Annotated in this window: 20 protein-coding genes; 5 read left to right on the top strand and 15 right to left on the bottom strand. The window is 46.0% G+C overall.

Going from position 1 to position 24,229, the window contains the following annotated elements; genetic code table 11:
• Nucleotide 1: 1 nt before the first annotated feature.
• The 8 genes from FOT42_RS05190 to FOT42_RS05155 all read right to left on the bottom strand — a co-directional run bounded on the left by FOT42_RS05190 (nt 2) and on the right by FOT42_RS05155 (nt 8,272).
• Nucleotides 2–1,408: an ABC transporter permease gene (locus tag FOT42_RS05190; RefSeq protein ID WP_151889519.1), complete on the bottom strand. Its 1,407-nt coding sequence runs from the start codon at nt 1,406–1,408 to the stop codon at nt 2–4.
• Entirely contained in the window at nt 1,405–2,121 is a 717-nt protein-coding gene (locus FOT42_RS05185; RefSeq protein WP_151889518.1) for an ABC transporter ATP-binding protein, read from the bottom strand. The genes FOT42_RS05190 and FOT42_RS05185 overlap by 4 nt, the downstream gene beginning before the upstream one ends.
• Before the next feature lie 29 nt (nt 2,122–2,150).
• The gene (locus FOT42_RS05180; protein ID WP_151889517.1) at nt 2,151–2,630 is read right to left on the bottom strand and encodes a DUF4625 domain-containing protein; all 480 of its coding nucleotides are present in this window, start codon (nt 2,628–2,630) and stop codon (nt 2,151–2,153) included.
• A gap of 65 nt (nt 2,631–2,695) precedes the next feature.
• Nucleotides 2,696–3,526, bottom strand: a complete 831-nt coding sequence (locus FOT42_RS05175) for a hypothetical protein (protein ID WP_151889516.1) — start codon at nt 3,524–3,526, stop codon at nt 2,696–2,698.
• A gap of 40 nt (nt 3,527–3,566) precedes the next feature.
• On the bottom strand, nt 3,567–4,346 hold the full coding sequence (locus FOT42_RS05170; RefSeq protein ID WP_151889515.1) for a DUF4625 domain-containing protein: 780 nt from the start codon (nt 4,344–4,346) through the stop codon (nt 3,567–3,569).
• Between the two features lie 39 nt (nt 4,347–4,385).
• A complete protein-coding gene (locus FOT42_RS05165) occupies nt 4,386–6,755 on the bottom strand; it encodes a TonB-dependent receptor (protein WP_226789808.1) in 2,370 nt (789 codons plus the stop codon).
• A 202-nt stretch (nt 6,756–6,957) separates the two neighbouring features.
• On the bottom strand, nt 6,958–7,263 hold the full coding sequence (locus FOT42_RS05160) for a hypothetical protein (protein ID WP_151889514.1): 306 nt from the start codon (nt 7,261–7,263) through the stop codon (nt 6,958–6,960).
• A gap of 100 nt (nt 7,264–7,363) precedes the next feature.
• Complete coding sequence (locus FOT42_RS05155; protein WP_151889513.1) at nt 7,364–8,272, bottom strand: NAD(P)/FAD-dependent oxidoreductase; 909 nt, start codon at nt 8,270–8,272, stop codon at nt 7,364–7,366.
• A 78-nt stretch (nt 8,273–8,350) separates the two neighbouring features.
• On the opposite strand from FOT42_RS05155, the gene FOT42_RS05150 reads away from it, so the two are divergent.
• The 4 genes from FOT42_RS05150 to FOT42_RS05135 all read left to right on the top strand — a co-directional run bounded on the left by FOT42_RS05150 (nt 8,351) and on the right by FOT42_RS05135 (nt 14,677).
• Entirely contained in the window at nt 8,351–8,725 is a 375-nt protein-coding gene (locus tag FOT42_RS05150) for a Fur family transcriptional regulator (protein WP_151889512.1), read from the top strand.
• Nucleotides 8,726–8,986: 261 nt separating this feature from the next.
• Nucleotides 8,987–13,090: a T9SS type B sorting domain-containing protein gene (locus tag FOT42_RS05145; protein WP_192938325.1), complete on the top strand. Its 4,104-nt coding sequence runs from the start codon at nt 8,987–8,989 to the stop codon at nt 13,088–13,090.
• A gap of 7 nt (nt 13,091–13,097) precedes the next feature.
• On the top strand, nt 13,098–14,030 hold the full coding sequence (locus tag FOT42_RS05140; protein ID WP_151889510.1) for a PorP/SprF family type IX secretion system membrane protein: 933 nt from the start codon (nt 13,098–13,100) through the stop codon (nt 14,028–14,030).
• A 65-nt stretch (nt 14,031–14,095) separates the two neighbouring features.
• Entirely contained in the window at nt 14,096–14,677 is a 582-nt protein-coding gene (locus tag FOT42_RS05135) for a precorrin-2 dehydrogenase/sirohydrochlorin ferrochelatase family protein (protein ID WP_151889509.1), read from the top strand.
• 10 nt (nt 14,678–14,687) lie between these two features.
• On the opposite strand, the gene FOT42_RS05130 is transcribed toward FOT42_RS05135, so the two are convergent.
• The 3 genes from FOT42_RS05130 to FOT42_RS05120 form a co-directional block, all read right to left on the bottom strand.
• Nucleotides 14,688–15,440 (bottom strand): LytR/AlgR family response regulator transcription factor, encoded by a 753-nt coding sequence (locus FOT42_RS05130; RefSeq protein ID WP_151889508.1) that lies wholly within the window; start codon nt 15,438–15,440, stop codon nt 14,688–14,690.
• 10 nt (nt 15,441–15,450) lie between these two features.
• Entirely contained in the window at nt 15,451–17,235 is a 1,785-nt protein-coding gene (locus FOT42_RS05125) for a sensor histidine kinase (protein WP_192938324.1), read from the bottom strand.
• Nucleotides 17,236–18,301: 1,066 nt separating this feature from the next.
• Nucleotides 18,302–18,979 carry a hypothetical protein gene (locus tag FOT42_RS05120; protein ID WP_151889506.1) on the bottom strand — a complete coding sequence of 226 codons (678 nt, stop codon included), beginning with the start codon at nt 18,977–18,979 and terminating at the stop codon, nt 18,302–18,304.
• A 118-nt stretch (nt 18,980–19,097) separates the two neighbouring features.
• Between FOT42_RS05120 and FOT42_RS05115 the strand changes: the two genes are divergently transcribed.
• Nucleotides 19,098–20,165, top strand: a complete 1,068-nt coding sequence (locus FOT42_RS05115) for an IS481 family transposase (RefSeq protein ID WP_151889505.1) — start codon at nt 19,098–19,100, stop codon at nt 20,163–20,165.
• 274 nt (nt 20,166–20,439) lie between these two features.
• On the opposite strand, the gene FOT42_RS05110 is transcribed toward FOT42_RS05115, so the two are convergent.
• From FOT42_RS05110 to FOT42_RS18510, 4 genes are all read right to left on the bottom strand, one after another.
• Nucleotides 20,440–20,826 (bottom strand): hypothetical protein, encoded by a 387-nt coding sequence (locus tag FOT42_RS05110; protein WP_151889504.1) that lies wholly within the window; start codon nt 20,824–20,826, stop codon nt 20,440–20,442.
• A 198-nt stretch (nt 20,827–21,024) separates the two neighbouring features.
• Nucleotides 21,025–22,029 carry a dienelactone hydrolase family protein gene (locus FOT42_RS05105; RefSeq protein WP_151889503.1) on the bottom strand — a complete coding sequence of 335 codons (1,005 nt, stop codon included), beginning with the start codon at nt 22,027–22,029 and terminating at the stop codon, nt 21,025–21,027.
• Nucleotides 22,030–22,041: 12 nt separating this feature from the next.
• Nucleotides 22,042–22,992, bottom strand: a complete 951-nt coding sequence (locus FOT42_RS05100) for a PorP/SprF family type IX secretion system membrane protein (protein WP_151889502.1) — start codon at nt 22,990–22,992, stop codon at nt 22,042–22,044.
• Nucleotides 22,993–23,007: 15 nt separating this feature from the next.
• On the bottom strand, nt 23,008–23,286 hold the full coding sequence (locus tag FOT42_RS18510; RefSeq protein WP_470295078.1) for a T9SS type B sorting domain-containing protein: 279 nt from the start codon (nt 23,284–23,286) through the stop codon (nt 23,008–23,010).
• Nucleotides 23,287–24,229 lie beyond the last annotated feature (943 nt).

The raw sequence follows: 24,229 nt of genomic DNA, 5'->3' as shown, positions 1-24,229 counted from the left end.
GTCATATCGTTTTGGTGGTAATGAGAAGAATGCTGAAGGAAAGAGCCAGCCATGCCCCTAGGATCCAAAGGCTGGACGTGTTGTCGGTAAGGATTTCTCCCAACTCCGGTGGGTCATATTCAAAGCTGGGCAGCCCTACCCAAAAATTGGCATCGGCCTGATAGGACCAATCCCCATAATTGGAATTTTCCGCAAAATGATCGTTCAAGAATTTCTGTGTAGCAATACGATAATCCTCCGCAGCATCCGCAAAATCCCAATGTGTGGCATAATCGGTCTGTGCGACCGCCATGCTCAGAAAACGGGTGGGGAGATAGGGAGAGATGATGGCCAACCCTTTATACACTTTGGATTGTTGGGCAAACTGGTCTTTTAGGTAATTGTAATGTTTGAAATATACTTCGGCCTCATGTTCCTCCCCTTTTTGCATCCGGTAGGCGTCAAAATTGAAGGGCAATTGGTGAAGGCTGTCCACCCCATGCTCGGCCAGGACTTGCTGTTCCAATAATTTTGATTCCTTGCTCCAAGGATTGTGTCCGTCCAAGCCATCCTTTTTGTCCTTTAGCACATTGGCGGCAAATTCCTGTCGGGTGGGGTAGGGGTGTTTGGCCTCGGCAATGTTGCTGGCGGCCTTTGGAGCGGCGAGACAGGCCAAAATCCAGACGGAAAGGGACAGTACCAAGGCTATCCCGGATTTTTTTGCCCTTGATGAAATGATCAAAACAATATTGATGAATATGATGTAATAGCCCATGTAGATGACAAACATGGTGAGCAGCGATTGCCATTTAAACACCCCGAAATCCTTGAGATTGGACAATAGAATGCCTGTTATGAGGAACAATAGTGCGGTAATGGCAAATATGGGAATGAAGAGGGACATCCATTTGCCCATGGCCCATTTCCAATTGGAGGCCCCTTGGCTCTTAAGAAGGGTATAGGTTCCCATTTCCCGTTCTTTGGTAAAACTATTGTACCCAAGCAGGATGATGAGCAATGGAATGATGAACAATAGGATGAAATCCGGGGTAAGGTCCCCGAACCGGGCCAAACCTGTTTGGTCCGCGGCGGCACTGAACTGCGCTTCATTTCGTTTGTGGGCCTCTAAAAAAATGGAGGTGCCCACATATTTGTCCACACCTTGATCCACCAATGACAAGGGATATTTGGGCTTGAAGGCATAAGTGCCATAGTGGGCAGCGGAATGCGGGTTCTTTTCCCCTTGGTTGTCCCACAAGATCCTTTCCGTATTTTTTGCCGTTCTGTACTGTTCATTAACATTTTGGTACTGGCGGACACCGACCCAAACGGCCATGGCCAAAAGTAAGAGGACGATCAGGAAAGCGATGCGCACTCGCCCATCCCTCCACGATTCCTTGGTTTCCTTGACAAAGGTTTTGATGATCATGACAAAACTTCTTTATAGTTCATGGTTTCCAGGTAGGTTTTCTCCAATTGGGGGAGCGAAATATCGTCGGCAACGAACTGCTGCACCAGCTTGCCATCTTTCATGATACCAATGTGGGTGGCCACCACTTTGGCCCTGAACAGATCGTGGGTGGCCATGAGGATGGCGACCCCCTTGCCCCTCAGCTTTTGCAATAGATTTCCAAATTCGTTGCTTGCCTTGGGATCCAGTCCCGAAGTCGGTTCGTCCAACAGGAGCACCTTGGTGTCCTTGGCCAGTGCAATGGCAATGCCCACCTTTTGCCGCATTCCCTTTGAAAAGGTCGATATCCGTTTGTGGAAGGCGTCTTTTTGAAGGCCGGCCTCTTCCAAAAAACCAGTTAAACTGGATTGCGCCAATTGTCTGCCTGTAATGCCCGAGAAGTAGTCCAAGTTTTCAATGGCCGTGAGCATGGGATACAGCATCAGATTTTCTGGGATATAGGTGATGAATTCCTTGGTCTTGATAGGATGTCTGGTCGCATCCAGGCCATTTATTGTGGCCGATCCAGAGGTAGGGGCCACAAAATTCAACAGCATGTTTATGGTGGTTGACTTTCCGGCACCATTGGCTCCCAATAGGCACAGAAGCTCACCTTCTTTTACTGAAAGGGAAAGATGGTCCACTGCTGTGAGATCACCGAACTTTTTGGTCAGATCCTTAGTTGATATCATAATTTGAAAGTTTTAAAGTTGAAAGTGGATCAATCCACAATTTTGATGTCCACCGAAGTCCTACTCTGCCAACCGGTCTGGTCGGTCACGGAGTAAGCACAGTGGTAATCCCCGGGATCCACGTCATCCGGAATAGTGATGGAAAGGTTGATCTCATAAGAGGTCACCCCTCCTTCAATGGCATGGTTTTCCATGAACATCATGGGGTTGATGGCTGTTTTTACTGGTTCCAGGTCGCACTGTGCACCTTGGTCATCATGGGTATGGTGGTCAAAGTTGTGGTGGATGTTCACGCTATAGGCGGCCAGTGCCACATTGTCCGTAACTTGTGCCCGAAAGGAGTAGGTCTGTCCCCTTTCCAGTGTTTCACAGGCCTGTGGGAATCCTTCGGCATAGTTTACGCTGATGGTAGGTTTGTCCTCATCAATATCCCCGTTATCACTGCTTGAGCATGCGAACAGCAACATGATGGACAAAAGTGGAAAGAACCGTTTTGAAAATGTTTTCATTATTGAAATTTTAATTGGCCGCACAGTTTTTAAAGCCGTGCGGCGTATTAAGCTATTGTTTGCAATCATTCGTCCATAACCACACTAAAGGGCACGGACAGTTTTACGGCCTCTTCCGAACCGGAATCCTTTACGTAGATGTTCAACCAGTAATTGCCCACTGGAAATTCTGGGTCGATGGACATGTGGTAATGGATATGTGGGTTGCTCGAATTCTCATAGAGCTCTTCGGGCAGCGTGTGCAGCACTTTGTCCCAACTGCCCACTGGAACATTTTGTCCTTCACGCCATTCCTCAAACCACAGTTCGAAGGTTATTTCGTTGACGGTGTTGTCCCCCGCCTGATATTCAAATTCGGTATGGAGTTCATCACTGCCAAAATGAACGTGTCCATCATGCCCGACTTCCACATCAAAAAACCTTTTTACAACCTCAAACTCCTTGGAAAGTACGCTCTCTGAACCATCTTCCTCGACTACGGTAATGGTCAATTTATAGACGCCTTCCGCTGGGCGGGTGCTTGGGATGAATTCATTCTGGGGGTCGAACAGCACATGATAATGGACATGTGGGTTGATCTGGCCCTCATAGTAGTCCTTTGGGATCAAATGGTTGGAAATGTTCCAGTCCACTTCATCACCGACCGGAGTTTGGATGTTTACCGACTCAATGTCAAAATATATTTCCGTGACCTTTTGCTTTCCGGTATAATCGAACTGTGTGTGAAGGTCCGGATTGGCTTGGGGCACTTTAAAATCGGCATTTCCAATCTCAAGGTTCTCAAATCGTTCCGGGTTGATGTCCCCTTGTGGGTCCAGCGCATCGTCATCACTGCTACACGATGCCAAAAAGATAAGCGGGATTGCAAAGAATAAAAGTCTTGCTATGTGTTTCATTTGATGTGGTTTAAGGTTGTACTGTATGATTGATTTTGGGCTATGATGCGGTCACATCGATATGGGTTTCATATTCCACAGTGTTCCCATCCTCATCTTCAACAGTGAAAATGATATGGTATTCACCCGCAGGGGCCGTTTCCGGCACATCTATATGCTCGTGGAACTCCGCTTCGGTGAGCTCATGATATCCTTCGGAATAGATGTTCTCAAAATCCCATTCCACTTCTCCTTCGCCAACTTCAAGGTCATGGGCGTGTACATCCACGGTAATCTGGTGGATGCCATTTACGGCAGATATCACAAACTCAGTATGGAAATCGGTACCACGTACAACGGTCTCGCTGATGGAAATTTCACTCAGTGTGATCGGGTCCAAAATCTGAATATGGCCTTCAGCCTCTGTGCTGTTGCCCAACTCATCCGTTACGGTCAAGGTAACATGGTATTCACCTGCTGGAATGTTGGAAGGAACATCGATGTGCTCATGGAAAGTGGGGTTGATGACCAAATAACTGGCATCGGTAAAGGTCTGTTCAAAATCCCATTCCACTTCCCCTTCGCCCACTTCGAGGTCATGGGCATGGATATCAATGGAAATGCTGCTTACCGTTCCTTCTGCCGTGATCTCTGCTTCCAGATGGATGTCAGATCCTTTGTAGGCGACTTGGTCTTCGGAATGGCTGCTACCCTCACCATATTCAAAATTTGAGATTACGGGGGCGGCTACAGGAGGTGTGCCTTCGTCATCACTGCTACAAGAGTAGGACAGGATTCCCAAAAAGGCGACAATTGCTAAAGGTTTAAGATTTGTTTTCATTCTTCTTTTGTTTTTGGTGTTATACTTCATTTGATTTAATTAAAATGGAACGGTCATTGAAATGGATAGGTTCCTGCCAGGTTCGGGAACATCAATGAGCCTATAAAAACTGGTATGGTCGTAATATTCGGTGTTGAACACATTGTTCAGCTTGATGCGTAATTGGGTCGGTTTTTCCGTTCCAAAAAGGTGGATTCCGATCATGGCCGATATGTTCAGGGCTTGATAGCCCTCTGTTTTCTCCTCGGGCGGGACGATGTCGTTCTGTGCGGCCGTTACCCTTAAATCGGCCATGAGTTGTGGGGATTTAAAAAAGGCAATGTCCCTGAACCGATAGCTTGCAGAGAACAGCCCGGACAGGGGAGGGGAAAAGGGCAGCGTAAAGTCTTTTTTGGGTCCACTCGTCTGTCTGGAATACACATATTCTACGGAAGCATCCAAACGCAGGGCGTCGGTCATGTTGATACCTGCCCTTGCCTCGCCCCCAAACCGGATGACCTTGCTCTGCGTGTATTCATAGATTTGGAGCGTCTCATAATAATTGGGCGTGGGGTTCAGGTAGATGAAGTTTTCAAAGAAATTGATGAAAGGGCTGACCCCTAAATTGAACTTCGTGGTGGAGTGGTCCACACCCACGTCCAATTGGTAGGACTGTTCCGGGTCCAGGTCAATGTTCCCCCGTTCATATCGGTACATGTGATAGTTGACCCCATCCGAGGCCAGTTCGTTGGCCAAGGGCATCCTAAAACTTTTCCCCAAATTGATTTTGTACGTAGTGTTCTTGTTGAGGTAGCTCAACCCAATGGAACCACTGAAATTGCCAAATTCCAGACGTCTGTCCTGTGCACGTTGCACATACACATAGGAAGTGGTGCCATCTGGATTGTTGATGGGAGTTTGCCACCAATCAAAATGCGATCGGGTATCCACAAGACCCACATCGTACCGAAGGCCGCCTTGCACATGAAGGTTTTCGTGTATCCTGAAATGGTCAAACACGAAAGCTCCCACGGTAAACCGATCGTAGGTAGGGATCAAAAATCCCCATCCGCCAATATTATTGTTCTGGAATTCTGTATTTACCCCGAAGATCAGGTCATGTTCGGCATTCGGACGATAGGTGTCCTGTACGTTCAGGGAATAGGTGTTTTTGGTAAAGATTCGTTCCCTACTATCGGGAGGGGTAGGCATATGACCATGGGGCACTGGCTCTGAGCGTTCTTCCCTTTGGTTGTTTTGATAACCAAGATCTACCTGCAAAGTGTGGTCTCCCCTGTAGAATGTGGTATTGTTGGTTATTTTTATATGGTTCACTTGATGGAAGGGCAAATCCACGTCCCTGATGGAACTGTCATAGTCAATGGAAGAATTTCGCACCTCCAGCCCATGCGCATTGGCAAAAAAACCGTTCTTGGCGTTCACATTGCTGAAAAAGGTCTCGGATTTGATATGATCGGATACAAAGCCGATGCTGAAACTGGCATTGGCCTCTCTTCCTGCGGTATTTCTCAAGTGGTTTTCATGCAGTTCAAAAATGTAGTTTTCATAATTGATTCGATCGGCGGGCACTTTGTAGTCACCGTAGTCCCTGTAGGTCAATCTGCCCCTATAGAACCATTGCTCTTTCCGGCCCTGTATCCCTGTAGAAATACCAAAAAGGTCATTGTTGGTCTCTCCCAACAGGTTTACTTCCCCCTCAAAAGAATTGGGCATGGGGGTCTTGGGAGGTTGGATGTCCACTACTCCGGCAATGGCATCGGAACCATAGAGCAAAGAGGCAGGCCCTTTGATGATCTGGATGTTGTCAATGCCGTATTGATCGATTTCCAGCCCGTGGTCGTTGCCCCATTGCTGTGCTTCATGTTTGATGCCGTTCTGTACCACGCTGACCCTGTTGAACCCCAACCCCCTTATGACAGGCTTGGACTGTCCCGAACCAATGGTGATGGTGCTCACCCCAGGGATTTTCCGTAGGGTCTGCATCAAACTGTTTTCCCTGTTGTTCTCCAAAAATTCCTTGGAAACCCCCACGGTTATGGTGGAGAGTTCCTGTGCCTTGCGTTGCTCGGTCTTGCCCATCAGCTCCACACCATCTAGGCTGGTGACGGCCTCTTTGAGTTGGACCACCACATTCTCCAGGTCGCCAGTTATGGCTATGGTGAGCTGTTCCGTGGCATAGCCTATATGGGTAATTTCAAAACGATGAGTGCCATTGGGCACTTTGCCCATCGTGAACTCTCCATTTTCGGCTGAAACGGCATATAGGTTTTTACCAATAATATTGGCTCCAACTATGGGCTTTTGGGTATTTGCATCCACAATCATCCCTCTCAAGGTATAGGTGTCCTGTGCGGATGCGTGTGTGCACAGACTGATGAACAGCCATGCCACGAGCATGTTTTTGAACATTATGGGAAACTAAAATTTCTTGCAATTGCCCCCACATGGAGGCTTTAACACTGTTGGTCTTCCCTAAGTCTTTGTAGTGTATTAAACTGAAAATCAACAGATTATCTTACTTTCTGACAACAAATGGGTTGCGACGAAAGCAACACAATTCCAATCGTGGAATGGAACTGTTCAAACAGCGAACAAAGAAAAAAGGGATGGGTTAGACAGAAGGGGGAGGTCTAGAGAAAAGAAGGCTGGGATCAGTGTTGCAAGAAATTTGAAAATCGTACCCAGCTTCTACTTTATGATGAAGGACAAATTCAATGGTTGGGGACAAAGGTTCTCCAGGGTCGCTAAGCACGGCTGGAGTATGGCTGTCTGCGGCAATGTTGTGGCAGATGGCGCAATGGTCCACATAATCGGAATCGTCATGGTGGGTAAGCACATGAAGCCCAATAAGTTTCGTTGCCAGAAAAAGGGCAAGAAAGATAAAGGAAATGCTATTTTTGAGACGATATGCCTTCATAAGACTACAAACATATTAAAAAAACCGCATTTGGTACCAGCAATCCGTTAGTTGTGTTGGACTTTTGCCATATCTCGAATTTTGGCCGCACATAATTTCCTTAAAAGGAAGCTTCGGTCAGTTCCTTGTTTACCACAGCCCCTGTAAAATTGCCAGAATGTACCGCATTGGCCACTGACCGCATGGGGTTGGAGTTGTCGCCACAGGCATAAATACCCTCCACTGTGGTCCGCTGGAACATGTCTGTTTTGATGTACCCTTGTTCATTAAGTTCACAGCCGAGTTCCATCGGGATCTGTGAATGCTGTTCAAAGGGAACGGCGGCATAAAGCGCATCCAAATTGAGTTTTTCACCATTTTGGAATACCACCTTTTGCATTTGTCCATTTTGATGTTCGATTTCACCAATCTCCCTTTCATCAACAATGATATTGTGCTTTTTCAACGTATGGGATTGTTCCAGGGAAAAAGAAGCAGGCCCAGACGTTAGGATGGTCAGGTCATGGGTGAGGTTGTTCACCAAAGAGGCCAAATGAAATGCCCGATCCGCCGGCGCAAAGATTCCGGTTTTCTTGCTTTTGAACTCATATCCATGGCAATAGGGGCAGTGAATTACGGTTTTGCCCCAACACTCGGAAAATCCTTTGATGTTGGGCATTATATCCTTGATGCCAGAGGCAAAGATCAATTTTTTCCCAAAAAATGAGTCCCCCGATTGGGTTCTGAGCTCAAATTGATTGCCTTTTTGAATCCCTTCGGAAGCAAAACCTTCAAAAAAATGCACTGATGCATATTGCTCCACTTGGTGTTTTGCCAATGATGTGATTTCGCTGGGCGTATTCCCATCCTGGGTCAAAAAATTATGGGAATGGGGTGTTTTTTGATTGCAGGGATTACCACTGTCAATGACCAAGGTCTGCTTCAACGATCGTCCCAAGGACATGGCAGCTGATAATCCTGCATAACTGCCTCCGATTATGATCACATCAAAAATCCTGTCTTTTTCCATAAGTGGTTTTATTTTGGGATGGAGTTGCCAAAATTAGAAATAATTTTTATTATTGCAACAAAGTCGCATTAATATTTTATGAAACGAAGAAAAACCCCAGCCAAAGAAGCTGTCCTGAAGCTGTTGTCCCAGAGGCAGAAAGCCATGAGCCACGATGCCATTGAGCAAGAAATCGAGGTGGATGCCAACAGGGCCACCATCTATCGGGTGCTGAACCAATTTTGTGATGATGGGATTGTGCACAAGGTGGTGGCCGAGGATGGCAAACAGTATTTTGCGGTATGTATGGACTGCAAGGGCGAAAAGATACCGAACCATCATTTTCATTTCAGATGCACCACCTGCGATACCATAGAATGTTTGGGGGAATCGGTACATTTTTCAATCCCCGAAGGGTACAGGGTAAAGGATGTAAACTGCCTACTATCGGGCACCTGTCCGGATTGCACATAGAACGGACAAAATTAAAGGACTGAACATCAATTTTTTGATTCAAATTCTTGAGTTGTAGGGCGTGTTTTGTTAGATTTCGTGAAGAGGTATGGGTTTCATCATTTATCCCATGTTTCACAACAAATGATGGATGCAATACAACATAACTTCCTTTTTTTGCTTTGTAGTTGATATGTTTGGGTGGTCTTGCTTTGCAAGGGCAGCCTCATCGACCCAACTATGAACAGACCCCAACCTCGAAAAAAACCAAGCCATTTTCTATTGTCTTTTCTTCTGCTGTTCGTTTCCATACAGATGGGGCATTCACAACAATGTGTGGTAAATGCAGGAGCGGACCAGATTATTGCCCAAATGGCCCCTATCTTTTTGGATGCCGATACCCCCGTAGTGGGAACCGGTATGTGGACACAGCTATCCGGCCCAACATTGGTCACTTTTGATGACGTTTCCAACCCACAGACAGAAGTGTTGGGAGCTGTCCCAGGAACCTATTTCTTTCAATGGACCGTATCGGATGTGAGTTGTGATACGGCTTCGGATACCGTAGGGATTTCCATTGTAGGAGTGGATCTGGAAGTGATTTTGTCAGCCAGTGATACCATGCCCGATATCGGTGATGTGGTCACGTTCACCATCAATCTTAGCAATTTTGGGGATATCGATGCCACAGGGGTCTCCCTTGAAAATTTGGTCCCGGAAGGATATGGGAGTGTAAGTGGGATCAACAATGGGGGCACCTTCAGTTTTTTGACCCGAAATGTGACCTGGTCCGGACTTAATGTCCCATTGGGCAGTAACACGGTTGTTTTAAGCTTCAATGCCACCGTATTGTCGCCAACAGGGAGTTCAGGAGAATACACCCATATCGCCGAGGTGGTTTCAAGCGACCAATTTGATCTGGACAGTTCCCCCAACAACGACGATGGGGACCAGAGCGAAGACGACGAGGCTGCTTTGACCGTGGCCCCGCTACAGGCAGACCTTTCCTTGACCAAATCGGTTGTTGGAAACAACCTCACCCCCAATGTGGGCGAACAGATCAGTTTCGAAGTGTCCGTTGCCAATAATGGACCGCACGTTGCCACCAATGTGGATGTGGAAGATAGTTTGCCATCCGGTTTCAGCTTTGTTTCCTATGCCGCAACATCGGGTTCGTACAATGCGTCAACCGGCTTATGGCAAGTGGGCGCAATCGCCAATGGGGGTACGGAGATCTTGGTCCTCACCGTTCGGGTGAACCCTTCGGGAGATTATACCAATACCGCAGAGGTCATAGCTTCGGATGCTTTTGATATGGATTCGACCCCGGGAAACAATAACGGCACCGAGGACGACCGAGTTGAGGTAGAATTGGTCCCGGTGGATGTCATAGACCTGTCCTTGACCAAAGAAATCAACAAATCGCCACCTTTGGTGAGCGATAATGTCATGTTTACCCTTACAGTGAGCAATGCAGGGCCCAGTGAGGCCACTTCGGTTGAGGTGACCGATCTGCTGCCTTCAGGATATACCTATGTCTCCGATAATGGGGGCGGGGATTACAACGATGCCAATGGGATTTGGAATGTGGGCACGTTGGCCAGTGGGGTTTCGGAAAGTTTGAACATTCTGGCCACGGTAAACCCTTCGGGAGATTTTACCAATATTGCCGAGATCACGGCGCATGACCAAATCGATTTGGACTCGAGCCCCAACAATGGGGTTCCAAGCGAGGATGACCAAGATGAAGTTACCATCATACCCACCCCAGTTGTGGATGTTGCCTTGACCAAAACGGTCGATAATCTTATTCCAGACGTTGGGGAGGAGATTGTTTTTACCATCACGGTATGGAACGATGGTCCCAGTGATGCCACCAATGTGGTAGTCACGGATCTTTTGGCCTCTGGCTACTCGTTCATAAGTGCAGTGCCATCCACCGGAACTTATGAGGAGACAAGTGGGTCATGGTCGGTGGGAAATTTGGACAATGGCACTGTGGAAACTTTGGATATTACTGTGGAAGTGCTCCCTGCGGGAAGCTATATCAATACGGCGGAAGTGACACAGGTGACGGAGGATGATGTGGATTCGACCCCAGGTAACAACAACAGTGCGGAGGACGACCAGCAAACCGTGGAACCGGTACCTCAACCCGTATCCGACCTTCTTTTGCGCAAATCTGTGAATGTGTTGAGCCCTTATGTGGGCCAAGAGGTCATATTCAACATCAGTGTGACCAATTTTGGACCCAGTGATGTGACCGGGGTGGAAATCATGGATATTTTGCCAACGGGATATACCTACGTGTCCAATAGCAGGACTGCGGGAGTGTACGATCCCATTTCAGGGATTTGGGCATTGAATGGCACCTTGGTAAACCAGAACACGGAAACCTTGAACATTGTGGCCACAGTCAATGCTACCGGGGAACATTTCAATGTGGCCGAAGTGATTGCTTCCAACAACTATGACCCCAATTCAACACCGAACAACAATAATGTCTTTGAGAACGACCTGGACAGTGCGGGCACGACCCCAGTCCCAGCAGCCGATCTGATGTTGGAACTAATGGTGGACAATGGGTTCCCTGATGTGGGTTCGCAGGTCACCTTTACTATCAGATTGACCAATGAAGGCCCTAGTGAGGCCCTTGGGGTCATTGTAGAGGCCCTTTTGCCCTCCGGCTATACCTATGTGTCCGATGGCGCAAGTGGATTGTATAACCCTGTCAACGGTCTGTGGAATATAGGGAACATTGAAGCGGACACCAGCATGGAATTTCAGATGGTTGCCGAAGTGGATCCGACGGGCGACTACCATTTTAAAACTGAAGTGGTCACCTCCAGGTTCCATGATCCGGATTCCACGCCGGGGAATCATGAGCCATCGGAGGACGATCAGACAGAACTTGCCACCGTGCCGAGGCATGTGACGGATATTTCCATTTCAAATACCGTGGACCATATGAACCCAGATGTGGGGGATACCATTGTGTTTACTGTTGAGGTGAACAATGCAGGACCCAATGATGCCACGGGTTTGGTGATAGAAGATGAATTACAAACAGGATATCGGTTTATTTCGGCCCAAACAACTGCCGGGATCTATGATGAGGCATCCGGTTCGTGGGACTTACCCGACCTGTCCAGTGGAAGTTCGCAGACATTGCAGATCACGGTAGCGGTCCTTCCCGAAGGGAATTACAGGAACACGGCCGAACTGATTGCCCTGGATACCTATGACCCGGACTCCACGCCGAACAACAATTTAGGGTCTGAGGACGATCAAGATGCCGTATTGCCAGTTCCAGGGGCCTTGGCCGACCTTTCCTTGACCATGACCGTGGACAATCCCGCGCCCAACGTGGGGGATGTGGTGCGGTTTGTGGTCAATGTTGCCAATAGTGGTCCTTCCGATGCCCTTGGGGTTGAGGTTACCAACCTGCTGCCCAGTGGTTACACCTACCAGTCCCATAGTTCCACGGCAGGGGTCTATACTGCCGGAACGGGTGTTTGGAGGGTGAACAGGACCATTTTTGACCAAAATACCGAAAGTTTGGAACTCCTTGCCCGAGTGAATGCCCCAACTGCCTTGGCTGACGAATATCTGAACATCACCTATATATCGGGCAGTCTCTTGGCCGACCCGGACAGCGATCCTCTTCAGGGCATTGACGAAGATGACCTTTTGGACGGTCTGGAAGACGATGATGAGGCAAGTGCCTTTGTGGTGCCACAGACCACGGACATTGCCATTTCAAAAGAAGTGGACCATCCATTTCCGAACATGGGGGATGAGGTCGTGTTTACCATCACCATCACCAATTTGGGTCCCGGATTGGCATCTAACATCGGTATTGAGGAACAATTGCCTTCGGGATATAGGTTTGTAAGTGCGGAAACCTCATTGGGGACTTTTGAAGCATCTTCAGGATTTTGGGAAATTGAAACGCTCCAGGTACTGGAATCGGCCACTTTGGAATTGACCGTTGAGGTGCTGGACACAAATGATCATGTGAACCAGGCACTATTGTCCTATGTGGACCAATTTGATAGTGATGGTTCCAACGATAGGGCAGAAGCTTTTGTGACACCGAGCTGTTTGGTAGTGTACAATGAATTTTCTCCCAATGGGGACGGGGTGAACGATTTTTTCACGATCGATTGTATCTCCCAATACCCCAACAATGTACTCCAAGTGTACAACCGATGGGGAAATATTGTGTTTGAGACGCGGTCCTACAAAAATGATTGGGACGGGACCCCCAACGGGCGGGCCATTATCCAAAAAGAAGACCGACTGCCCGTGGGCACATATTACTACCTTCTTGATTTGGGGGATGGGTCGCAACCACGAACCGATTGGCTTTACATAAACAGATAGGATGGGAATGGGAAGGAAAAAAAATAGGATAACAGTATTGAGGTGTCTGTGCAGTTTGGCACTTTTGGGAACCATCTTCGTTTCGGCCCAACAAGATCCGCAGTTCACGCAATACATGTACAATACGATGAGCGTTAACCCCGCTTATGCAGGTTCGCAGGGACATCTCACGGCACTTTTGATGCACCGTTCCCAATGGGTGGGCATCAATGGGGCCCCCAATACACAGGTCTTGGCGGTGGATTCCCCTTTGGAGAACAAGATCGGGGTGGGAGGTGTGCTGGCCCATGACGCTTTGGGCCCTTCTTCAGAAATATTTGTGGACGGGAACGTGTCCTATACCATACAGTTGGACAGCACCAACAGACAATTGTCCTTTGGGTTGAAGTTAGGTGGGAGGATCTTTGATGTTGATTTTTCCAAAGGACTCACGGAAAATCCTGATATGGCCTTTCAGGACAATCTGAAGAGCAAATTCTTCCCTACCATTGGTGCGGGGTTTTATTACCATACCAAAAAGGGGTATCTGGGCTTTGCCGTGCCCAATTTCTTTTCTCAAAAACATTACGATGGGGAAGAGCAGGAAATTGCGGCAGAACGCCTTCACTATTATTGGATAGGGGGGACTTTCATGGACATCACAGCAGATGTGGTGCTCAAACCTGCTTTTTTCGTCAAATGGGTACCCGGTGCGCCTATGATCGCCGATATATCGGCCAGTGCCCTGATCAAAGAGACTTTTACCGTGGGACTCGCCTACAGGTGGGACGATTCATTTTCTACCTTGTTGGGAATGCAGATCAATCCCAACCTAAGCGCAGGCTATGCCTATGACCTCACTTCTTCCAATTTGGCAAGCTATACCGGGGGCTCACATGAAATATTCCTTAGGTATGAGTTCAAATCGCCCCAAAAGCAACTCCAACGACCCACATTTTAGGGTAAGGCCCATCCGGAATAGTCATTATCTTTATGGTGTCAATACAGAAAGATTGAAAAGGTGTTATGGAAAGAAATGAACTGTACCCAATTTTTTTGAAGGTTTCCCAATTGGACGTGCTTATTGTGGGTGGGGGAAATGTGGGTCTGGAAAAGCTGACCTTTTTGCTCAAGTCCAGTCCCAATGCCCGAGTACAGATGGTAGCATTGGAATTTCTGCCCGAAACTGTGGAATTGGCCCAAAAGCACCATGTGGAAATAGTCCAAGAGGCCTACCACAAGCAATTTTTGGAAGGAAAGCACATGGTCATTGCCTGTACGGACAAACCAGAAGTGAACGAACAGGTATATCACGATTGTAGGGAAAGGAGCATTTTGGTGAATGTGGCGGACAATCCACCCTTCTGTGATTTTTATATGGGCGGAATCGTGACCAAGGGCAATGTGAAGGTGGCCATATCCACCAATGGTAAATCGCCCACAACGGCCAAAAGGCTCCGCCAGTTTTTTGAGGACGTGCTTCCGGAGGATATCGATGATTTGGTGAAGAACCTCAACGAATACCGAAAGACCTTAAAGGGTAGTTTTGAGGAAAAAGTGGAGGCCCTCAATGAGTTCACCAAGGGGTTGATCGACAAAAAGGAGTAAGTGCCCGTTTTTATAATCGTTTCATGGCCTCGAAAAGCTCATCTTTTTTACGGGACGAAATGTTCACTTCCAGATCGTTGGTCATGATGAGGTACCCCCCATCTGCCTTGACATATTTTTTCACCTCTTTTAAATTGACGACATAACTATTGTGTACCCTCATGAACTGGTGTTCGGCGAGCAAGTTTTCGTACTCCTTCAAATGTTTGCTCACCATGTAGCTGCTACCATCCTTTAGAATAAAGCAAGTGTAGGAACCGTCCGCTTTACAGGCAACCACATCTTCAATGGCAATGAATTCCATCCCAGTGGTGGTCGCCAAGCAGATTTTCTCCGGTCTTACGTCCCCTCTCGAAATGTTCTGCATCAGAGTATCCAATTGTTCCCTGTATATGTTGGTGTCCCTGCGGGTCCTTGCCTTTTTTACGGCGTCTTGCAGTTCGTCAAGGTCTATGGGCTTTAAGAGGTAGTCCAGTGAACTGAATTTTATGGCCTTGATGGCATACTGTTCAAAGGCGGTTGTGAAAATGACCTCAAAGTCTGGGTCCTTGATTTGGTTGAGAACGTCAAAACCTACGCCGGATTTTAGTTCAATATCGAGAAAAACGACATCAGGGCTATAAACGGACAACACCTTGACACCTTCTTCTACGGAACCGGCCATGGCGATGACTTTTACATCTTTGCAAAATTCTTCGAGCATGGATTTCAAGGTTTCCCTGCTGTGCTTTTCATCTTCGATTATTACTGCTTTTAGGACCATTGGGTTATTTTTAGGGGTTATAGACTATTTTGATGATGATTTTGGTTCCGGATGGGTGGTTTCCCGAATCATATTTGTCAATGATTTCCATAGTGTTCTTTTTTCCATTTTGGCTATGGCGCATATTCAATCTTTTTTCGGTAATCTGCATGCCCCTGGATTTTCTGAGGGTCTTAGCGGCCTTGGAGGCTTGCCTTCCAATGCCATTGTCCTCAATTTTGATGACACAGAGGTCATCTTTCTTTTCAAAGCGAAGTGAAAGGGTCCTGTTTCCCTCTTTTTTGCTCGAAAGCCCATGGATTATGGCATTCTCCACTAGGGGTTGGATCAGCATCAAGGGAATTTCCACTTGGTCCGTATCCAGTTCCTTGTCCAAATGGATGGTGTATTCAAAACTGTTGTCGAACCGCAGGGATTCCAGTTCCAGATAGGAGCGAAGCAGCTCTATTTCCTCGGTGAGCGTCACCAATACCTCATGGGAACTTTCCAGTACGTTCCGGGCAATCTTGCCAAATTTTGAAAGATATTTCAGTGCGGACACCATATCGTCCTGGAGTATGAGATGCTGTATGGAGTTCAAGGAATTGAAGATGAAATGTGGGTTCATTTGGGCCCGGAGCGCATTGGTCTCCTTCATCGAAACCTCTTGTTGGAGCACTAGCTTGGACTCATATTCCTGTTTGATCTTATAGGCTAGGCCTAAAGAAAAAATGATGATTTCCAGTGTGGAACCGATGATCATATAATATTTGGAAAGGGTGAACATATACAGTAACGCGCCGGCCATGTAGATAAAGGAACCGGTGACTATGAAAATGGCCAGTTTGTTCTTTGCCTTCAGCAAAAGATAACCCATGGAAAGGATGCCGAAAAGGGTCATCAACAACCTTTGCAGATCCAATGTGACATTACTTATGGTGTACTCACCCGAAAAATAGGAATAACTGAGCAGTAAAATCAATAGGATAAGGGCAACAACAATTATCTGCATGGCCACATGAAGCCTTGGATATTTTTTTTTGGTGTTCAGGTAATACATGGCAAAAAGGACATAAAAGAAGTTGATGAGGATTTGGGAGATAACAACACTGCAATACCCAAACATAGAACTGATATAGGTTTGATATCCATGAAAGAACAATCGAACCAAAAAAAAGGCCGAAAAGAATATGTACAGCGCATAGAATAAAAATTCAGCTTTTTTTGTATAGTAAAAGATAATAAAAAAGGTGATGAAGAAGATGAGGCAGGCACCTAAATATACGTGCTCCATTATGACCCTATCGAGGTCATGGGTCGTATAATAATCGGTATAGAATCGGTTGGCCCTTTCCGAGAGATACTCAAACCTTGGCGCCCGACCATAAGGCTCAATGACCTGTACTTTGATGAATAGATATTTTTGTTCGAACAGGTATTCCTTTTTAAAGCTTACACCCTGAAGATGGACAAGGGATTTGTTTTTCTCCATTTTGTTGAAATGGCCAAATGGTTTATGCTCGATGTGGCCATCTTTTTGATAGTAGAGAATGGCCATGCTAAAATTAAGGGTGCGCAAACGCCAGGAATTCTCAGTGCCCAATGTGTCGAGTTCATGTGTGAAATCCAGTTTCACCCAATACGTGGCATTTACATCGTTGAACCTCCATGATTCATCGGTGCTGAATTGATGGTCACCGTTCAGTATTCCATCTATTTCCAGATCATGGTTGTTTACCTTTAGTATGGAATGAGGTATTTTCTTGGTCTTCCTGTCCATTTCCATGTTCTGGGACAGTAAGGGCGTTGTGCCCATGAAAAATATCAGACAGCAGGTTAGGACTGCAATAGGCTTTTTTCTTTTTTCTTTTCTGGCAAGGCGTTGTGGTATATATTTTACGGCCAATCTTCCAGTACATGGGCTACAGTGTTTGTTTTTAAGTAAGGATATGATTGCACTGTTGACCATTGAAAGAAATTATAAAAGGATTTTTCCTATTAAACTCGAAAGAATAGGATTATTTCTTATATTTGTTCCATAGTGGGGCTCTTTATCCTTGAGCAAAGGAATTTTTCTAAAGGGCATTGAACTAGAACAAGGATAGTTCATGGAGTCGTCAATTTAAGTCAACAATTCTTTGTTTTGTCGCTCATCTAGAAAACCTGCGATGCTTCCCAAAGGAAATGATATAATTTTCAGTAGACTTGTTTTCAGGGACATAGATTAACATTTTAATCTTTGTTCATGACAATCCACACAATTCCAATGGTAATCCATAAAATCCCCTTCAAGAAGAAGGTTGGTTCCTCGATGGATTAAAGTACAAATTTTTTTGAGGGGGAAGTTTATTAATTTATTTGGCCTATAATGTTTTTTGATAAAACGGAGCCAGTGGGACGGGGTTATCATAAATTCAGTTTTTTGCACTTTGAAGCTGTTCAAAGTGAATGTCTTTATACATTAAAATAACTCACCATGTTCGTCCCATTATACAACTGTGTGCAGCATAACCCCATACTAGCTCTCAGCTTTCCAGGAATTACTTATGGTGAGTGTCCTATCAATAACTTGGATTCATGATCCAATTCAGAAACTGTTTTGAAAAACTATGGGACTGCACAATCTTCATTGCCAGAACTGAAGAAGTGGACCTATTGCCCGTGTGCAGTCCAATCCCTTTTTCTTTTTTTCCAGGATAAATCTACTTTGGTTCAATGAATATTTAAGGGCCCATTTGACGTAACTGGGGTTTGGGTTTATGGATGGCCCTTCTGGGTTCACGGATGATGTTTTAAAGCTCAAAAAATTAAAATGGAAAGTGGGATTTCCACATGGGATTGATCCCACTTTGACTAACATGAACACTATAGACAGATGTGTTTTATCCAACGGAACGGAGCTCATGGCCATGACTGGATACGGGGGATAAGGCTTTCTGGCGAACTTTTCTTGGTCTTTTGATCTTCCTCTTGGCTATAAAATGCCCTTTGAAATCTATGGTCGCAATATTGCTGAAGTACCCTAACATGTCCTCATAGTCATAGATGTTTATTCCCGCTTTGGATAGGCCCTTGTGAATTGGTGATGCATTGGTTTTTTCGGTCCAGTCCCCATATATTCTTTTGTCCTTGGATTTTATGATGAGGATCTTGAGTTTGCTCAAATGCCAAGCGGGCACATAGAAGTTCGAAACACCATCATTAAGGGACTTGAATGTGACATAGACCTTGCCCACATTTTTGTAGACACTTGCCCTGTATCCCAATTGGGAATTGTTCAAGGGTAGTTTCAGACAACTGTTCTCCGATTCCAAGTAGAACAAAATAGGATTGTTATACAGCACTTCTTCCGTAATTTGTGGAACATCCAAAGTGAAAGACCAGCCTGGGAGCTGCTCACGAATATCAAAAGACAATAACTCCACACTATTGGATGGCATGGTATGTTTAGGGTCCATGTCACTATCCATTATTGAAGAGGACTTGTTGAAGAGATAAATGGGGTAGCCAATGATGATAGTGGCACAGATAAGGGTCCATAAAATGGTCAAAGAGAGCATGATCGATTTTGTTTAGATTAAAATTTGGGAACTTTGAAATATGGACTAAATTGTAATAGTTAAGACTTAATCTGACAATCTTAATAACTTAGTTTAACCCATAAATTAGATTTGTCAGATGAGTACAGAAGAAAAGATCATCAAACCAAAGTTGGGACTGCTTGAACTTGCCAAGCAGTTGGGCAATGTATCCCAAGCCTGTAAGGTGATGGGATATAGCCGGGATAGTTTCTACAGGTTCAAAGAACTTTATGAACAGGGAGGAGAGTTGGCCCTTCAGGAAATTTCGAGAAAGAAGCCGATTCTAAAGAACCGTATCGGCGAAGAAATCGAGAAGGCCGTTGTGGCTATGGCCACCGAACTCCCCGCCTATGGACAGTTACGTGTTTCCAATGAACTGAAGAAGCGGGGAACGTTCATATCTCCCGGTGGCGTACGGAGTGTTTGGTTGCGCCATGACCTGGAGACCTTTAAAAAGCGGTTGAAGGCCTTGGAGGCCAAATCCGCACAGGACGGTTTTGTTTTGACCGAGGCCCAGTTACAGGCCTTGGAACGTGCAAAGGAGGAAAAACAGGCCCATGGCGAGATAGAGACCCACCACCCGGGTTATCTGGGCGCACAGGACACCTATTACGTTGGTTCCGTCAAAGGTATTGGCCGTATCTATGCACAGACCTTTATCGATACCTATTGTAAAGTGGCATTTGTAAAGCTCTACGACCGAAAGAACGCTATTACGGCCGCCGATTTGCTCAATGACAGGGTAATCCCCTTTTTTCAGCAGAAAGGGCTTCCCTTGCTGCGCATATTGACCGACAGGGGAACCGAGTACTGTGGAAAACGGGAGCACCACGAATATCAGCTTTACCTGACCATTGAGGACATCGACCATACCAGGACCAAGGCAAAGAGCCCGCAGACCAACGGTATCTGTGAACGTTTCCACAAGACCATGCAGAACGAGTTTTTCTTTGTCGCATTCAGAAAGAAGGTGTACAGATCCATCGAAGAGCTTCAGGACGACCTTGACCAATGGATCGGATGGTACAATACCGAAAGGACACATACTGGAAAACACTGCTACGGAAAGACCCCTTTGCAGACTTTCGAGGATTCCATACTTTTAGCAAAAGAAAAGCTCATCGATCACAATGAGCTTAAAGGTTCTTTTCAAGTGTCGGATTAACCACAACTGTCAGGTTAAGTAGTGGCTAGTACAACTAAATAACAAATTAAAATGATGCCATATTTGCCCAATTGACGGATGTAGGCTCTCAATTGACGGATGAAAAATGAACGACCAAGTGCAAATTTTCATCGGTGAAAGGCATGGTTTGAGTCTCATTTTGTAGTGTTTTTCATGGAAATCCAGCATAGTCACACATTTTCGACCTAGGTTATGGGTGTGTTTTGGGATTAAATGTCCAAAAACCGGCTCATCTAGATTGGAAAAGGCGCATTTAGGTCTTTGTCTTTTTTCCTGAATTCACGTTTTCCAATTGTCCTATCACCGCCATTACATCATAGTTTGCAATTTTCCTAGTGCTATAATTTCTTTTGATATGGTTGATATAGGTATGGATTTCCAGCGTATAGTAGTTTTCGAGCTCAAAAATGGGATCCTTCACAATTTCAAGGCTTTCGTCCGCTTTCATTTTGCCATAAGATCTTGCGTGGTAAACAATCTTGTGACTGTTGTTCTCAGGGTCCATCCACTCTATGGTCACCTCTATGAAGTCATCCATCCTTTCCCTAAGCTTATAGGTGGCCTGTTTGGGGATCTTTCCGTATTCATATTCAGATTTGACAAGATCCAAAATCCATTTTTCAAGAAAATTTCCTTTCATCGTCGATTACATTTATTTAGGTGTTCTGATTTGGGCCCGTTTCCGGGTTTTTTGGTTCAATCTTTGTTTGAGGATGATAATTGGTTTCCTGTTGCTCCCAAGTTTCTTTTGGGATGAGGTATGGTTCACAGGGTATATTTGTTCCAAGTCAAACTTGGGCTTACTATATGTTCGGAAAACATGTTCCGGATGATACTATTATTCCATGTGCAATTTTTCTTTGAACCAGGCTATGGTTCGCTCTCTCGCCAAGGCACTTTGTGCATTGTCATCAAAATCGAACCCATGCTCGGCCCCTTCATAGAAGTTCAATTCGACAGGATCGCCTTTCTGTTCAAGGACATTGAACATGCACAAGGTATTTTCGGTCAGCTCGTCCACTTCGGGAATTTGGTACAGGATAGGGGCATAGGGCCTATATATGTTACCTTGCATGGCATTTGGTCCGCATATGGCCGACCCCCAATAATCATAACCCCCTGAACCTCCATAATAGAACACGCCTGCTGCAAATCCAGCATCCGGTCTTGGCTCCGGGGCCAATACTCCCAAGGATTCATCATATTCCTTACCATTGAAAGTCTGTGTCCATTCCCAACCCTCTGGCGTGGCATCCGTATCATATAAAGTGGATGCGACTGCAGTTGCCCCATCGGAAAATCCGAGTAGGCCAATATCGTTTGGGCTGACTACCGAACTTCCGTCACTATATCTAAGGTTTTGGAGCAATGCCAATGCTACATTGGCATCACGTGGGCGTACAAACTGGGAACTTATCTTGAAATTGTCAGGGGCCGTGGTCCATTTTCCTGTCCTGGTGGAAACACCCCGACCGGAATAACTATCGACAAAGGCACCTACCATACAATTTTCGTCGAAAAATTGGCGCCATTCATTGAACTGTCCGGACATTGTCCCTTTGCTTGGATCGTGGTTTGCCCACATGCCGTCGGAACCGTGCATCACCACTACAGCAGCATGATTTTTTTGGTCGCAATCCTTCGGAATCGACAAATAGATGGGAATACGGTCGTTACCCACCATAACATGTACAATGGTGTCCGATATTGTCGGTGAGATTACTGCTTCACCATCTTCCAAAACCGAAGGAGGATTTATACCATCTTCGCTACAGGAGGACAGTAATAATAGAAATATCAGAGATAGGTTGATCAGGTGCAATGATTTGGGATTTGTTTTCATAGTTTCTCTTTTTTAATAAGTGCATGTACAATTTGAAATACCTTGGAATAGATCTATCCCTAGGGTGAACACATGGGTTCCTTTGGAATACCCCAATATTTCGTTCATGATCACCTGATAGGAATATCCAAAGTAGAAGTCGCCTTTTTTGAGTCCCATAATTGGGGCCACATACAGAGGGGAACCTAGTTGATCATTCAGGAACCTATAGGTAAAACCGGCGTAGTAATAATCCTGAAAATCGAACCATTTGAACTTGGTGCTCACATCTGTCACAGATCTGCCGTCATTTTCAAAATATTGGTAGAAAACGGAAGGCTCTATTTCAAAATCGTCCCTTCTGTTCTTTCTGAAGCTGTATCCCGAATACACATAGTAATTTCGTAAGGTATTGGGTTCATAAATAGGGTTGAACTTTCTAAAATCCTTGTTTAGAATGTTCGCAACATTCAGGCTTAGGTAAAACCCACCTCTCCTATATAAAGTGCCAAGATCAAAATTGGGATTGCTGGAAGCCCTATCGTTTATGATCCCTTGATCACTTTCTGCTTCTGGGTCAAAGTTTTCAATATCAAGTCTGATTTGATTGAGATTAAAGGATAGCGCGAAAGAGAAGAAACTTTCCTCATACTTGTCAAAGGTTAAGTGATGGGCAAAGGAAACCTTCCCCCCACGCTGTTTGGTTTCCCCGTTGGCATCATTGTAAAGAACCATGCCGATTCCCGATCGGTTTCCCAACCTGACATCTGCGGACAGGGACTGGGTATCAGGAGCATCCTTGACACCCACCCACTGTGTTAATCCGTTCATCCTGACCTTTACGTAGTTCCCGATACCGGCATAGGTAGGGGACATCAGAAAAGGGTTGTCGGATAAGTATTGGGACAACTGCGGAATGGTCAGTTCCTGTGCATTCATCAGGCACATATTCATCCACATCATAAGTACAATAGCTTTCTTCATGTATCATCTATTTTTTTATCGGTACAGGGTGAAGTGTCCAACAAACTCACGTCCAGAACCATCATTTAATTTCACAATGTACCAGTAGTCGCCTGAAGGCAGGGGCTTGGATTCATAGTAACCGTTCCAAACATCGGATTGCCCTAGAATCTGGATTTTCCTGCCATACCTATCAAAGATGTATGTCTGGATATTTGGGAAGGCCTCAGTATTCCTTGGTCCCCAAAAATCGTTTTGTCCATCATTGTTGTCAGGGGTGAAGAAATCCGGTATGGAAATATCCACAAAGTTCATGGTGATACTTTCTGTGATTTCACAACCAATGGCATCCATTACCGTCACCATGAAAGTGCCATTTCGATTGATGGTATAGGTGTTGGAAGATGTTCCGTTCCCATTGTCAAAATAATAGGTATAAGGAGCGGACCCACCAGTCACATTTGCGGTTATCCCGTTCACAAAATCGTTGGAAAGAGCAAGCTCTAAAGGCTCAATTCCATCAATGGAAAATGGATATTCAGACAGACAACCATTGTTGTGAATGATAAATAGGCTATGGTCACCAGGACTTATGTTATTGAAATTTGGACTCAACACAAAGTCATTCGGGTTCATAGAATCCAGGGCATACATCACATCATCATTCATGGATGGGTCAAACAAAGTGACCAGAATGCTGTTTGTTGGCTGATTGGCATCACATGAATAAACAGGTTCCACGGAGGCTACTAAATCTCCTTCGGTCACGGTGACCTGTGCTGTCGCGTCGTTGGNTGCTGTTTGTTGGCTGATTGGCATCACATGAATAAACAGGTTCCACGGAGGCTACTAAATCTCCTTCGGTCACGGTGACCTGTGCTGTCGCGTCGTTGGCGCATGGCGCTGTCGCCGCCACGGTATAGGTATAGATCCCTGCTCCCACGAGCGCTGGGCTCCATGTCCCGCCAAGATCGGGCGTTCCCCCTAGCTGGGCGAATAGCTGTGCTTCGGTGGGGACATCCCCCTCACAGATGGTCAGGTTGCCATCAGTGCCCGCGTCTGGCCGTTGCTGTTCAGTCACGATGACGGTTGCCGTCGCATCGGTGTCGCATGGCGCTGTCGCCGCCACGGTATAGGTATAGATCCCTGCTCCCACGAGCGCTGGGCTCCATGTCCCGCCAAGATTGGGCGTTCCCCCTAGCTGGGCGAATAGCTGTGCTTCGGTGGGGACATCCCCCTCACAGATGGTCAGGTTGCC

The organism is Flagellimonas hadalis, assembly GCF_007785775.2.
Lineage (GTDB): Bacteria > Bacteroidota > Bacteroidia > Flavobacteriales > Flavobacteriaceae > Flagellimonas > Flagellimonas hadalis.
This window is presented reverse-complemented; position numbering and strand designations above follow the sequence as displayed.

What these genes read in the sequence shown, in the direction of transcription:
- FOT42_RS05180 (WP_151889517.1), bottom strand. Translation starts at nt 2,630, where the DNA reads ATGAAAACATTTTCAAAACGGTTCTTTCCACTTTTGTCCATCATGTTG.
- FOT42_RS05105 (WP_151889503.1), bottom strand. Translation starts at nt 22,029, where the DNA reads ATGAAAACAAATCCCAAATCATTGCACCTGATCAACCTATCTCTGATA.
- FOT42_RS05160 (WP_151889514.1), bottom strand. Translation starts at nt 7,263, where the DNA reads ATGAAGGCATATCGTCTCAAAAATAGCATTTCCTTTATCTTTCTTGCC.
- FOT42_RS05110 (WP_151889504.1), bottom strand. Translation starts at nt 20,826, where the DNA reads ATGAAAGGAAATTTTCTTGAAAAATGGATTTTGGATCTTGTCAAATCT.
- FOT42_RS05170 (WP_151889515.1), bottom strand. Translation starts at nt 4,346, where the DNA reads ATGAAAACAAATCTTAAACCTTTAGCAATTGTCGCCTTTTTGGGAATC.
- FOT42_RS05140 (WP_151889510.1), top strand. Translation starts at nt 13,098, where the DNA reads ATGGGAAGGAAAAAAAATAGGATAACAGTATTGAGGTGTCTGTGCAGT.
- FOT42_RS05175 (WP_151889516.1), bottom strand. Translation starts at nt 3,526, where the DNA reads ATGAAACACATAGCAAGACTTTTATTCTTTGCAATCCCGCTTATCTTT.
- FOT42_RS18510 (WP_470295078.1), bottom strand. Translation starts at nt 23,286, where the DNA reads ATGAACTTTGTGGATATTTCCATACCGGATTTCTTCACCCCTGACAAC.
- FOT42_RS05155 (WP_151889513.1), bottom strand. Translation starts at nt 8,272, where the DNA reads ATGGAAAAAGACAGGATTTTTGATGTGATCATAATCGGAGGCAGTTAT.
- FOT42_RS05115 (WP_151889505.1), top strand. Translation starts at nt 19,098, where the DNA reads ATGAGTACAGAAGAAAAGATCATCAAACCAAAGTTGGGACTGCTTGAA.
- FOT42_RS05165 (WP_226789808.1), bottom strand. Translation starts at nt 6,755, where the DNA reads ATGTTCAAAAACATGCTCGTGGCATGGCTGTTCATCAGTCTGTGCACA.
- FOT42_RS05150 (WP_151889512.1), top strand. Translation starts at nt 8,351, where the DNA reads ATGAAACGAAGAAAAACCCCAGCCAAAGAAGCTGTCCTGAAGCTGTTG.
- FOT42_RS05125 (WP_192938324.1), bottom strand. Translation starts at nt 17,235, where the DNA reads ATGGGCACAACGCCCTTACTGTCCCAGAACATGGAAATGGACAGGAAG.
- FOT42_RS05185 (WP_151889518.1), bottom strand. Translation starts at nt 2,121, where the DNA reads ATGATATCAACTAAGGATCTGACCAAAAAGTTCGGTGATCTCACAGCA.
- FOT42_RS05120 (WP_151889506.1), bottom strand. Translation starts at nt 18,979, where the DNA reads ATGCTCTCTTTGACCATTTTATGGACCCTTATCTGTGCCACTATCATC.
- FOT42_RS05130 (WP_151889508.1), bottom strand. Translation starts at nt 15,440, where the DNA reads ATGGTCCTAAAAGCAGTAATAATCGAAGATGAAAAGCACAGCAGGGAA.
- FOT42_RS05190 (WP_151889519.1), bottom strand. Translation starts at nt 1,408, where the DNA reads ATGATCATCAAAACCTTTGTCAAGGAAACCAAGGAATCGTGGAGGGAT.
- FOT42_RS05135 (WP_151889509.1), top strand. Translation starts at nt 14,096, where the DNA reads ATGGAAAGAAATGAACTGTACCCAATTTTTTTGAAGGTTTCCCAATTG.
- FOT42_RS05100 (WP_151889502.1), bottom strand. Translation starts at nt 22,992, where the DNA reads ATGAAGAAAGCTATTGTACTTATGATGTGGATGAATATGTGCCTGATG.